The following is a 12,087-nucleotide window of genomic DNA, read 5'->3' as shown; positions in this document are numbered from 1 at the left end:
GCGCTCAATCCTGGTAGGTCACGGCGGTCAGCTTCTCGGACAACTGCCACAGCGCCTGGCGGTCCTCGGCTCGGTGCACCGCTCCCGGTACCTTCGCGTAACCCACACCGCCGCCCGCGGTCTCGTAGAAGCCGCGTGGACCGTAGTAAGCACCACCTTCGGCGTCGGGTGATGTCGCGGCGTAGAGCGTCGGTTTGATCCCCTCTTCGACGTCGAGCCACATGAACGGCAGCAGGCGCCATGTGGCCCTGGTGAGCCGGGCGTTCAGAGTGGGTTTGTCCCGACCGTAGGAAGCGCCGCTGAGCAGGTTCGTCTTGCTCAAGCCGGGGTGCGCGGCGTTCGACATGACGCCCCATCCGTGTGCGCGGCTGCGTTGATCGAGCTCCTTGGCGAACATCAGCTGAGCCAGCTTGGCCATCCCGTACGAGCGCATGGGCCGGTATCCGTGTTCCGCGTTGGGGTCGTCGAATGTCAATCCGCGCTGCGTGGCGGCGATGCTGCTGACGGTGACCACGCGCGCGGATTCGGCGGCCCGCAGCAGCGGCAGCAGGTGTCCGGTCAGGGCGAAGTGGCCGAGATGGTTCGCGCCGAACTGTAATTCGAAGTTGTCATCGGTCGTCTGCCGCTGCGACGGTGTCATCACGCCGGCGTTGTTGATGAGGATGTCGGTCGGACGACCTTCGGAGGCGAGCCGTTCACCCAGGGCGGCAACGCTTTCCAGCGACGCCAGATCCAGCTGTGCTATGCGTGTGCTGGCCTGCGGGACGGCCTGGCGGATCTGTGCGATCGCGGCCTCCCCTTTGGCGTGGTTGCGGACCGCCAGGATCACGTCGGCGCCGGCCGCCGACAGCTGGCGCGCCAGCCCGAATCCGAGACCACTGTTGGCGCCGGTGACCACGGCAAGGCGACCCGACAGATCGGGCACGTGCAGATCGAGCCCGCGGCTCATTGCGAGTTCCTCGAGACGGTCCGGCGGACAGGCGCCTGCCACAGGCCGGTGATCGCGTCGATGAGCCCTTCGGCGGCCCGCGGCCAGGGCGACCTCGCGAGCGGACCGTGTTGCGCCAGCGCGCCTTCGTGTTCGGCGCAGGTGTGCATGAGCAGGTTGCGCGCCATCACGATCCGTTCGAAGCGGACCCGCTTGGGCAGTTCGGCGAGGCATCCCGTGATGCCGTCGATCACCTGCACCAGATGCGGGGAGGACAGGGCGTCCTTGGTGACGACCTCGCGGTAACTCGGGTCGGCCATGGCTTGTGCGGCGAAGCGCGCGTACCAACTCGGATTGCCGAGTTGGTCGAGGTGTTCGGTCAGCGGACGCACCAGGCAATCGACCCAGTCCCGCAGGCCAGCGGACGTGCCGAGCTCGGCCAGCATCCTGGCGCGCAACTGTTCGATCGGCACCCGATGCTTGCTCTCGATCGCGCGCAAAAGGTCGGTGCGGGTGCCGAAGTGGTAGCAGACCGCGGCGTTGTTGCCCTGCGAAGCCGCCTCGCTGATCTGGCGGTTGGACACGGCGTGCATACCCCGTTCGGCGAAGAGGCGCTCGGCGGCGGCGAGCAGTACTTCGCGCGTTCCTTCCGATCGATGTCCACTCAAGGGCCGGGCTGCGGTCACCGACCCAGTAGACACGGGCCTCACCATTAAATCAAGCGATTGATTTAGCGCCTCGGCGGCGGTGTGAAGCTCGGTGTGAAGCTCGCGAGACGTACCGGAGGGTCGCGGGATGCCGGGCTACCACGACCCTGGCGTACAGTTCGCGAGTTCGTCAGGCTGCTTGCCCCGGCCCCGTCGGCACACGACGATGAGACGATGCCGGCGTCAGCGCGCGTTCTCGTGGCCGGGTCCGGGTTCGCCGGACTGTGGGCCGCCCTCGGCGCGGCACGCCGCCTCGACGAACTCGGCGTGCGCACGGTGGACGTCACCGTCGTCAGCCCGAAGCCGTATCACGACATCCGGGTGCGCAACTACGAAGCAGACCTCACGCCGTGCCGAATTGCGCTGTCGCAGTTGCTCGATCCCGTCGGCGCCGGGCACGTGTGCGCGGAGGTGACCGCGATCGACCCGGCGGCCGCGACGCTGGGCACCGCCGACGGAGCGACGTTGAGTTATGACCGCCTCGTGCTGGCGGTGGGCAGTCGCGTCGTCAAACCCGACATTTCGGGGCTGGCCGAGTTCGGGTTCGACGTCGACACCTACGACGCCGCGCAAGAACTGCACAGGCACCTTCGCACGCTGCGGGCCGACGACCCGGCGTCGGGGACGGCCGTCGTCGTCGGTGCGGGCCTCACCGGCGTCGAAACGGCCAACGAGCTACCCGCGATGCTGGCTGACGCCCTCGGTCCGGAGTCGTCACCGCGGGTGGTGCTCGTCGACCGCAATGCCCGCGTCGGGTCGGACATGGGCGAGTCGGCGCGCCCGGTCATCGAGAAAGCGTTGCGCGACAACGGTGTCGAGGCCATCACCGGAGCGGGCGTCACCGCGGTCGGCGAGCGCAGCGTCACCCTGTCGACGGGTGAGGTGATCGAGACGGCCACCGTCGTCTGGTGTGCCGGTATGCGCGCCCATCCGCTGACCCGTCAGCTGGGTGTGCCGCTGGACCGGCTCGGCCGCATCCGGGTCGACGACTATCTCCGGGCCGAAGGCGTGAATGGCGTGTTCGCCGCGGGTGACGTGGCCGCCGCGCGGATGGACGACGAGCACATGTCGGTGATGTCGTGTCAACACGGCAGGCCGATGGGTCGGTATGCCGGCTACAACGTGATCGGCGACCTGCTCGGCCTGCCCATGCGGACGCTTCGGATTCCGTGGTACGTCACCGTCCTCGACCTCGGTCCGGCCGGTGCGGTGTACACCGAGGGCTGGGACCGCCGCGTCGTGAGCACCGGCGCGACGGCCAAGGCGACGAAGCGGATCATCAACGGCGAGCGGATCTATCCCCCGCTGACCGGTGACCGTGCGGCGCTGCTGGCCGCGGCGGAACCGGAACTGCAGACGGCGCCCGCGTACGAGCAGTGACTACTTGCCGTTTCGCTCACGGTGCTTGCAGCCCGGCCAGCAGCACGGGCGACGCTTGCCTTCCTCGAGCTCTTCCTGGGTGCGGCGGATTCGGCGTTCGCGGGTCTTCTCCTGCTTGGCGTCCTCGACCCAGCAGATGAACTCGTTGCGCGCCAGCGGCGTGATGTCGTTCCAGGCCTCGAGCGCGGTGTCGTTGGCGAGCAATGCCTTACGCAGATCGGTCGGCAGCTTGTGCACCACGCCGCCGGACACTCGCGAGCTTCCCATGGGCGCAGGATAGACGGCGGGAAGGCAGACTGGCCGCATGCGGTCGGGTTTGACCATCGGAGAGTTCGCCACGGTGACGCATCTGAGCGTGCGGACGCTGCGCCGCTACCACGAAGCCAAACTGCTCGAGCCCGCCTTCGTCGACCCGTATACCGGGTACCGCTTCTACTCCGCCGAACAGATACCGACCGCCCAGGTGATCCACCGGCTCCGCCAGCTCGACGTGCCGCTCGCCGACGTCCGGGCCATCCTCGACACCGAGGATCCGCAGCGGCGTGCCGAGGTGATCGCCGGTCATGTGCGTCGACTGGAAGCCGAGCTGGACCGGACGCGCGCCGCAGTCGTTTCCCTACGCCGGTTGTTGAACCCGGAGCCTGCCGACCTCGAGGTCGAGCTGCGGTCACTTCCCGCTCGGCGGGTCGCCGCGATCACCGGGCTCGTCCGGCTCGACGATTCGCTTGCGTGGTACGACGCGGCGATGGCGGAGCTGGATGCCGCGTTTCCCGATGCCGAGCGCACCGGACCGCCCGGCGGGCGGTACGCCAACGAACTGTTCACCCAGTCCGTCGGGGCGATGACGGTCTTCCGGCCAGTGCGCTCCCCGCGAGCGTCCGGCCGCATCGAGGTCGTGCAGCTTCCGCCCGTCGATCTCGTCGTCGCCATCCACGAAGGTCCGCACGACGATCTCGACGTCACCTACGGCCGTCTCGGAGCCTGGGCGGTGCACAATGCGCTCGCGGTCGACGGACCGATCCACGAAACCTACGTGGTGGGCCCTCGCGACACGAGCGACCCGGCCCGGTGGCGAACCGAGATCGGCTGGCCAGTGTTTCGGGTCGCCCCAGATCTCACTTGATTTCCGCGTCAGCTTTCAGGTGGGAAATCCGCTCCTCGGGATAGCTTTTCGTGTGCTCGGACCTCGGCGAGGGCTTCTTCGAGTGTGCCCACGACGGTGTCGTAGCCACCGCTACCGAGGATGAGCCGCCGCGGCGGCGGGTCTTCGGCCATGGCCGCGACGACGGCGCGCACCCCGCGTCGGGGGTCGCCCGGCTGAGCACCGTCCTGTTCGGCCATCGTGTCGCGCACCTGCTCGAGCAGAGTGCCGTACTCGGGAATGGACTCCTCGATCGGTTCGTGGCCGAAGCCGGCGTAGGCACGGGTCCGAAACGCTCCGGGTTCGACCGCCATGACGCGGATGCCCAGCGGTTCGACCTCGTCGCGGAGAACCTCGGTGATCGCCTCGATCGCGGCTTTCGTTGCGCTGTAGTGACCGAAGCCGGTGACGCCGCGCAATCCGGTGACCGAGGACATGTTGACGACCCATCCGCTGCCCCTGGCACGCATACCGGGCAGCGCCGCGCGAATCACCGACAGCACCGCGAAGAAGTTGAGCTCGAACATCTTTCGGACCGCGGCGTCGGCCATACCCTCGATTGACCCGAACCAGCCGCGGCCGGCGTTGTTGACCAGGACGTCGATACCGCCGAAGTGGTCCTCGGTGGCGCGCACCGCCTCCCGCACCTGCTCGGTGTCGGTGACGTCGAGCGGCAGCACGAGGACGCGCTCGCCGTGCTGTTGCGCCCAGTCGGTCAGCTCGGCCGGGCGGCGCGCGGTCAGCGCGACCCGGTCGCCGATCTCGAGAGCGGCGTCGGCGAACGCCATCCCGAACCCGCCCGGGGTCCCTCCGGTGATGAACCACGTCCTCGTCATGGTTCGATCACCAAGCGGCTGATGAGTTCGCCGTCGAGAGTGAACCGGAAGTGCAGGACTGCCACGCCACCGGGAAAGTCGCCCTCGAGGTGCTGGAGGACATCGAGGTGTGCGCCGCCGAGGCGGGTCGCGCTGACGAGTTCGGTGCGGTAGGTGTATCCGCTGGCGGCGTTGCGCAGCCAGTCGGCGATCTCACCGTGGCCGCGGTAGGTGTGCCCTTCGTCGGTGACGGTGGCGTCGACGGTGAAGGCCGTCAGCGCGGTCGTGCCGTCGCGGTGGGCGGTGAGATAGGTCGCGACCGCCCAGGGCAGTTCGTCTCGTTGAATAGCGGTGCTCTCGCTCTGTTGCATTGCCATGCGCCCATCTTCGAGTCTCCCCCAGGGAGAGGGTCAAGACGATGCGGCACCGGGGGCTTACAGTCCCATCGCGTCATACCCGCCCGCATTGGGTACTAGAGGCGCGACACTAACGGCACCGGTGCCGTACGAAGATTCCAGGAGAACAGCGATGTCGACCGACACCAACCAGAAACCCACGACCGTATCGGCGGCCAACGTGGCCGCCATGTTCTTCGACCGCGTTGGGAAGTCCGCCGACCGGGAGGCGTTCCGCAGGCGTGATGGGGATCGGTGGGTTTCGCTTACCTGGCGGGAGGCCGCCGAACAGGTAGAGGCGGTGGCGGCCGGGCTACTGGCACTGGGCATCCAGCCCGAGGAACGTGTCGCGATCGCCTCGAGCACGCGTTACGAATGGATTCTCGCGGATCTCGCGGTCATGTGCGTCGGAGCGGCCACCACCACGGTGTACCCGACGACCAACGCCCCCGACACCGCCTACATACTGAGCGATTCGGAATCTCGCGTGGTGTTCGCCGAGGACGAGACGCAACTGGAGAAGCTCAAGGAGCGGCGCGACGACCTGCCGCGCCTCGAGAAGGTGGTGCTTTTCGACGGTGCGGGTGACGGGGACCAGGTCACCACCATCGCCGAGTTGATCGACGTCGGAACCAAGTACCTCGCCGATCACCCCGAGTGCGTGCGGACAACCGCGGACTCGATCAAGCCCGAAATGTTGGCGACACTGATCTACACGTCCGGGACGACCGGCAAGCCCAAAGGTGTGAGGCTGCCGCACCGGGCGTGGGTGTACGAGGGCAACACCATCGCCGACTTCGGCATCCTGGGCGAGGACGATCTGCAGCTGTTGTGGCTGCCGCTGGCCCACGCGTTCGGCAAGGTGTTGATCACGGCCCAGCTGGCATGCGGCTTCGCCAGCGCGATCGACGGCCGCGTCGACAAGATCGTTCCGAACATGGCCGAGGTGAAGCCGACGTTCATGGGCGCTGCGCCGCGCATCTTCGAGAAGGCCCACGCGAAGGTCACCTCCTCTCAGGAGGGTGTGAAGGAGAAGCTCTTCGAAGCCGCCTTCGCCGTGGGACGCAATGCCGACCGGCACCGGCTGAAGGGTGAGGACGTACCGCTTCCGCTGAAGATCGCGCACGCCGCGTTCGACCGCTTGGTCTTCAGCAAGGTGCGCGACGTGTTCGGCGGACGCATCAAGTTCTTCATCTCCGGCTCCGCTCCGCTGAACCGCGAGATCGCCGAATGGTTCCACGCCGCAGGCCTGTTGATCCTGGAGGGCTACGGCCTGACCGAAACCGCGGCCGGTGCGTTCATCAACCGGCCCGACAACTACAAGCTGGGCACCGTCGGGCAGGTGTTCGACGGCACGTCGGTGCGTCTCTCCGATGACGGCGAGGTGCAGGTGCAGGGCCCGTGTGTGATGGACGGGTACCACAACCTGCCCGACAAGACGGCCGAGACGTTCACCGACGACGGGTGGCTGCGCACCGGAGACCGGGGCAAATTGGACGAGGACGGCTTCCTGACGGTCACCGGCCGGATCAAGGAATTGTTCAAGACCTCGGGCGGAAAGTACGTCGCGCCGCCGGCCATCGAGGGCAAGTTCATGGCCCTGTGCCCGTATGCGGGCCACATGCTCGTCTTCGGCGAATCCCGTAACTTCTGCGTCGCGCTGATCACGCTGGATCCCGATGCACTGTCGGGGTGGGCCGAACAGAACGGCCTCGGCGGCAAGTCCTACTCGGAGCTGGTGAAGTCGGATGCCGTGCGGCGCATGGTCGGTGGCTACGTCGACGAACTCAACTCGCAGTTGAACCGATGGGAAACGATCAAGAAGTGGGAGCTGCTCGACCACGACCTGTCGATCGAAAACGGCGAGCTGACACCATCTCTGAAGGTCAAGCGGGGCGTCGTCGAAAAGAACCATCAGGAACTGCTTGACTCGTTCTACTCCTGAGCGGTGCATCGCCGTAGACGTATTGCCACTCCACACTGTCGGCGAAATCCGACACCGGCAATGTCGTTGGCTGCAGTGGTGTGGCGACTGCCAGCTGTCGCGGCCGGGTGGTCCGGCGGCGAAAGGCACGGCCCGTCGGCAAGCGCCGCCAGCCCTGGCCGGCGGCAGGACCCGATAGGGGCGGCCGCCGCGGGGTAGGGATTGTGGAGGGTTTCGTACCGGAGACGTCCGCGCTAGTATTTTACACAATCGTAGCTTGTAAAAAGTAGCGGGAGGTCCGGATGAATGGCCGACGTCGCCGCAGACACCAGGCCGGTCCACGACGCCGGCGGGGCAGGTCGCGATGCGCCGCTGACCAGGCGCGACGACACCTGCCGTCCCTGCAGGGTGTCGCGGTCGCGGGCGACGAAGCGCGGACTCCGGCGATGGTGCCGCTTCGGCCACAACGGGTTTCTACTCACGAAAGACGCTGTATTGCAGCAGCTTCCGTCACCAACATCCGAGCGCGCACGCGCGTGGCCGACATGCATCGCGCCTTCGCCCCTGAAGCGAACCGAAGTATGACCGACTGACCGCCCGGCCAGCCGGTCCACACCGTCACCACCGCGTGTGGACAGGAGGGAACCCATGACCGCCGAAGCACCTCCCGCGGTTTTGGAAGCTCGTCGCCCATTTCCAGCCCGCGTCGGCCTAAAGGGCACGCTGGTCTACAAGCTGCTGACGACCACCGATCACAAGCTCATCGGGATCATGTATGTCGTCACCTGTTTCGGGTTCTTCTTTGCGGGCGGCCTGATGGCGTTGTTGATCCGTACCGAGTTGGCGAGTCCTGGGCTGCAGTTCCTGTCCAACGAGCAGTACAACCAGCTGTTCACCATGCACGGCACAATCATGTTGCTGTTCTACGCCACTCCGATCGTGTTCGGCTTCGCCAACCTTGTTCTGCCACTGCAGATCGGCGCACCCGATGTCGCGTTTCCCCGACTGAATGCGTTGTCCTACTGGTTGTTTCTGTTCGGCGGTCTGATCGCCATGTCGGGGTTCATCACGCCGACCGGTGCCGCGGATTTCGGCTGGACCGCCTACACCCCACTCTCGGATGCGATTCACTCGCCCGGCGCCGGTGGCGATTTGTGGATATTGGGCCTAGCCGTAGGTGGTTTGGGCACGATTCTGGGCGCGGTAAACATGATCACAACCGTGGTATGCATGCGCGCGCCCGGCATGACGATGTTCCGGATGCCGATCTTCACCTGGAACATCCTCATCACATCCATTCTGGTGTTGATGGTGTTTCCGTTGCTGACCGCCGCGTTGATGGGGTTGGCGGCCGACCGGCACCTGGGCGCCCATGTCTACGACCCCGCCAACGGTGGCGCGATCCTGTGGCAGCACCTGTTCTGGTTCTTCGGCCACCCGGAGGTCTATGTGGTGGCGTTGCCGTTCTTCGGCATCGTCACCGAGATCGTCCCCGTCTTCGCGCGCAAACCCATGTTCGGCTACAACAACATGGTCTTCGCGACGATGGGCATCGCGGCCCTGTCGATGGCGGTGTGGGCCCATCACATGTTCGCCACCGGTGCGGTGTTGTTGCCGTTCTTCTCCTTCATGAGCTACATGATCGCAGTGCCGACAGGCATCAAGTTCTTCAACTGGATCGGCACGATGTGGAAGGGCCAGTTGACTTTTGAGACACCGATGCTGTTCTCGGTCGGGTTCATGGTGACCTTCCTGTTGGGTGGCCTGTCGGGAGTGATGCTGGCCAGTCCGCCGATCGACTTCCACGTCACCGACACCTACTTCCTGGTCGCGCACTTCCACTATGTGCTGTTTGGCACGATCGTGTTCGCCACCTTCGCGGGCATCTATTTCTGGTTCCCGAAGATGACCGGTCGACTGCTCGACGAGCGACTCGGCAAGCTGCACTTCTGGCTGACGCTGATCGGCTTCCACACCACATTTCTGGTGCAGCACTGGCTGGGCAATGAAGGTATGCCGCGCCGGTATGCCGACTACCTGGCGTCCGACGGCTTCACCACGTTGAACGTCGTCTCCTCCGTCGGGTCGTTCGTCCTCGGCGTATCGATGATCGTGTTCAGCTGGAACGTGGTGAGAAGCTGGCGCTTCGGCGAGCCGGTCACCATCGATGACCCCTGGGGCTTCGGCAACTCGCTGGAGTGGGCCACCAGTTGCCCGCCGCCGCGGCACAACTTCACCGAACTGCCGCGCATCCGCTCCGAACGCCCGGCGTTCGAACTGCACTACCCGTGGATGGTCGACCGCATGCGCGCTGAAGCTCACATCGGGCGCCGTCACGATACCGACGCAGTCGCTCACCGCTGATCCTCAGCGTAAACAGGCTCCGCAGGCCAGGCCTACGTCGAGGCATGCGCTGATAGCCGCTGCTGCGCAACGTGACCCGAATGAATACCTCTCGATCGAATTTAGCGTCCAATGTGATCGCACAACCTCTAGTTTTTACAACTGCTTATTGTGTAAACTCGAGAGCATGACCTACGTCATCGGCAAGAATTGTGTGGACGTCATGGATCGGGCGTGCGTCGAAGAGTGCCCGGTGGACTGCATCTACGAGGGCGGCAGGGCGCTGTACATCCATCCGGATGAGTGCGTGGATTGCGGCGCCTGCGAACCGGTGTGCCCTGTGGAGGCGATCTATTACGAAGACGACCTACCCGCCGACGAACACGGGCACCTCGCCGACAACGCCGCATTCTTCTTCGACACGTTGCCCGGACGCGAAGCGCCGTTGGGCTCCCCCGGTGGTGCGGCCAAGCTCGGCCCGGTGGCCGCCGATGCCCCGTTGGTGGCAGCGATGGTCCGACAGGACCAGCCATGAGCGGGCGACGCGAAGACGTGTTCGCGTTGCTGCGGACCGCAGATGCGGCGTTGAGCATCGCCGAGATCGCCGAGCGGTTGGATATTCACCCCAACACCGCGCGGTTTCACCTCGACGCATTGATGCAGTCCGGTCGGGTGCAAGCCGGGGAGGCCGACCGCACCAAGCCGGGACGGCCCCCGCTGATGTTTCGCGCGGTCGTAGGCATGGACCCCGGCGGCCCGCGTGACTATCGGACGCTGGCCGCCGTCCTCGCCGATGCGCTCGCGCGTCGGCCCCAGCCCGAGCGTCAGGCCGTCGCCGCTGGGCGCGCGTGGGCCCGCCATGTCGCCGAGCCCGGCAGAACACGCAGCCGCCGTCAGGCCGTCGACCAGCTTACAAATCTGCTATCCGATCTGGGGTTTGCCCCCGAGAAACGGTCCAGCACAACAGGTCTCGATGAGATCGGGTTGCGCAACTGCCCATTCCTGGAAGTGGCGGGCGAACGCCGCGATGTGGTCTGCCCAGTGCATCTCGGGCTTATGCAAGGCGCCCTAGAAGTCTGGGATGCGCCCTTCACCGTCGACGAGCTGACGCCGTTCGCCGAACCGGATCTGTGCGTGGCGCATCTCGCCTCGACAACCGCGGCCTCGTCATGAGGGCCACGCACACCGCCCAGCGCCTGGTGGTGGTGCCGCGCCGCCCTCCCGACGCACAAAAGAGGAAGCAGAGGTAGAGACCATGAGATCTGTTCCGTTGCAGGTTCTTGCCGACGAACAGCTCGGCCGGGCACGCCGGTTCGGGGGCCGGGCCGCCTATACCGTTCACGGCGGCCCCGATCACGGGCTACGCCAAACAGTGGTCGCGCTGACCAGAGGCCTCCGGTTACGCCAAGAAGCCGATCCGGCCGAGGCGACCCTTCAGGTGCTGCGGGGACGCGTGCGGCTGAGCACCGTCGACGACCGCTGGGATGGCGTCACCGGCGACCAGCTCACCTTGCCCACCCGACGTCACTACCTGGATGCGCTGCAGGACTCGGTCATCTTGCTCACCGTCCATGCCGACGAGCCGCACACCGCCGCATCACCGGATGCCGTACTGCACAAATCGAAGAGACCGGCATGACCGCGCGCCTGGAGCGCGCATTGCGGCCACGCGCGTCCGTTCACCTGCGCGGGCTGTGCGAGGTCGACCTCGACACCATCGCCTGGGAATTCCTCGGATCGGAGTTCACCGGTCTGACGTACGCTGACTGGCCGATCGAGCGCCGGGTGAATGCCTTTCTCGCGCACCGCGGCATGACAGACCTGCGCGACAACGGCGACGCCTGTGTCGCGGTCATGCAGCATCTGCTGGCCAATGTCGGAGCGGCGTTGCGCGACGGGACTTTACCCACCGCAACGTGGGAGACCTCACGTCGTGACCGCGCAACCAAGCCCACCGGCAGTCCACGACGCCAGACGTAGGAAGCCGCCCGCGAAGACAATGACCGCCATACGCATCCAGCGCACGACTTCCGGGGGACCGTGCATCTTCCGATCCGGTCTGTATCGCCGTGACACGCTGCACTCGCACCGGTACATCCTTGACCACACATCCGTGGCAGCAACACATTTCGCGCGGTATTTGCCTTCGCGTCAGCTAGTAGCGGCTCGCCGCCGCCTCAGTGAATGCTCTGCGCTGCGCCAACGTTCGACCCCATCCACTGACGCTTCAGCCCGCTCCTCTCCCCGGCCAGCACCAATCGGGTCTTCTCCTCGGCAGGAATATTTGTTCGACGTGATCTAGCCATCCCCCAGTCAACCTCCTCAACACCGGCCGCGTTGTGGATACGCAGGCCTGCCAGGAAGTTTGAGTCCAGGGTTTGTCAGTGGTCGAATGTATGTTCGAGGCATGTCGGGAAGCGACCTGCAGGACGCGATCACCGCGTTGCGTGCGGC

At 65.9% G+C, this 12,087-nt stretch carries 13 protein-coding genes; 8 read left to right on the top strand and 5 right to left on the bottom strand.

Annotated features, from left to right (window positions below):
• Positions 1 to 4 precede the first annotated feature (4 nt).
• Both AU192_RS17005 and AU192_RS17000 read right to left on the bottom strand, forming a co-directional pair.
• On the bottom strand, positions 5 to 949 hold the full coding sequence (locus tag AU192_RS17005; RefSeq protein WP_064398245.1) for an SDR family oxidoreductase: 945 nt from the start codon (positions 947 to 949) through the stop codon (positions 5 to 7).
• Positions 946 to 1,641, bottom strand: a complete 696-nt coding sequence (locus AU192_RS17000) for a TetR/AcrR family transcriptional regulator (RefSeq protein ID WP_094287877.1) — start codon at positions 1,639 to 1,641, stop codon at positions 946 to 948. The genes AU192_RS17005 and AU192_RS17000 overlap by 4 nt, the downstream gene beginning before the upstream one ends.
• Positions 1,642 to 1,809: 168 nt before the next feature.
• Here AU192_RS17000 and AU192_RS16995 point away from each other — a divergent pair, with 168 nt between their 5' ends.
• A complete protein-coding gene (locus AU192_RS16995; protein ID WP_064398242.1) occupies positions 1,810 to 3,015 on the top strand; it encodes an NAD(P)/FAD-dependent oxidoreductase in 1,206 nt (401 codons plus the stop codon).
• On the opposite strand, the gene AU192_RS16990 is transcribed toward AU192_RS16995, so the two are convergent.
• Positions 3,016 to 3,282, bottom strand: coding sequence for a YdeI/OmpD-associated family protein (locus AU192_RS16990; RefSeq protein WP_064398241.1), 267 nt, complete (start codon positions 3,280 to 3,282; stop codon positions 3,016 to 3,018). It abuts the gene before it with no gap.
• Positions 3,283 to 3,319: 37 nt separating this feature from the next.
• On the opposite strand from AU192_RS16990, the gene AU192_RS16985 reads away from it, so the two are divergent.
• Positions 3,320 to 4,138 carry a MerR family transcriptional regulator gene (locus tag AU192_RS16985; protein WP_064398239.1) on the top strand — a complete coding sequence of 273 codons (819 nt, stop codon included), beginning with the start codon at positions 3,320 to 3,322 and terminating at the stop codon, positions 4,136 to 4,138.
• Between the two features lie 8 nt (positions 4,139 to 4,146).
• Here the strand turns inward: AU192_RS16985 and AU192_RS16980 are convergent, their stop codons facing one another.
• Both AU192_RS16980 and AU192_RS16975 read right to left on the bottom strand, forming a co-directional pair.
• Complete coding sequence (locus tag AU192_RS16980) at positions 4,147 to 4,992, bottom strand: SDR family NAD(P)-dependent oxidoreductase (protein WP_064398236.1); 846 nt, start codon at positions 4,990 to 4,992, stop codon at positions 4,147 to 4,149.
• Positions 4,989 to 5,348 (bottom strand): hypothetical protein, encoded by a 360-nt coding sequence (locus AU192_RS16975; protein WP_064398234.1) that lies wholly within the window; start codon positions 5,346 to 5,348, stop codon positions 4,989 to 4,991. Before AU192_RS16975 ends, AU192_RS16980 begins: the two co-directional genes overlap by 4 nt.
• Positions 5,349 to 5,499: 151 nt before the next feature.
• Between AU192_RS16975 and AU192_RS16970 the strand changes: the two genes are divergently transcribed.
• The 6 genes from AU192_RS16970 to AU192_RS25825 all read left to right on the top strand — a co-directional run bounded on the left by AU192_RS16970 (position 5,500) and on the right by AU192_RS25825 (position 11,613).
• Entirely contained in the window at positions 5,500 to 7,311 is a 1,812-nt protein-coding gene (locus AU192_RS16970) for an AMP-dependent synthetase/ligase (protein WP_064398232.1), read from the top strand.
• 627 nt (positions 7,312 to 7,938) lie between these two features.
• Positions 7,939 to 9,654: an aa3-type cytochrome oxidase subunit I gene (ctaD, locus tag AU192_RS16965; RefSeq protein WP_064398230.1), complete on the top strand. Its 1,716-nt coding sequence runs from the start codon at positions 7,939 to 7,941 to the stop codon at positions 9,652 to 9,654.
• A 166-nt stretch (positions 9,655 to 9,820) separates the two neighbouring features.
• Positions 9,821 to 10,168: a ferredoxin gene (gene fdxA, locus AU192_RS16960; RefSeq protein ID WP_064398228.1), complete on the top strand. Its 348-nt coding sequence runs from the start codon at positions 9,821 to 9,823 to the stop codon at positions 10,166 to 10,168.
• Complete coding sequence (locus tag AU192_RS16955) at positions 10,165 to 10,806, top strand: helix-turn-helix transcriptional regulator (RefSeq protein WP_064398227.1); 642 nt, start codon at positions 10,165 to 10,167, stop codon at positions 10,804 to 10,806. Before fdxA ends, AU192_RS16955 begins: the two co-directional genes overlap by 4 nt.
• A gap of 82 nt (positions 10,807 to 10,888) precedes the next feature.
• On the top strand, positions 10,889 to 11,272 hold the full coding sequence (locus AU192_RS16950) for a cupin domain-containing protein (RefSeq protein ID WP_064398224.1): 384 nt from the start codon (positions 10,889 to 10,891) through the stop codon (positions 11,270 to 11,272).
• The gene (locus AU192_RS25825) at positions 11,269 to 11,613 is read left to right on the top strand and encodes a hypothetical protein (protein WP_174522716.1); all 345 of its coding nucleotides are present in this window, start codon (positions 11,269 to 11,271) and stop codon (positions 11,611 to 11,613) included. Before AU192_RS16950 ends, AU192_RS25825 begins: the two co-directional genes overlap by 4 nt.
• Positions 11,614 to 12,087: the final 474 nt, after the last annotated feature.

Origin of the sequence: Mycobacterium lehmannii (genome assembly GCF_001499925.1) — a bacterium.
Lineage (GTDB): Bacteria > Actinomycetota > Actinomycetes > Mycobacteriales > Mycobacteriaceae > Mycobacterium > Mycobacterium lehmannii.
This window is presented reverse-complemented; position numbering and strand designations above follow the sequence as displayed.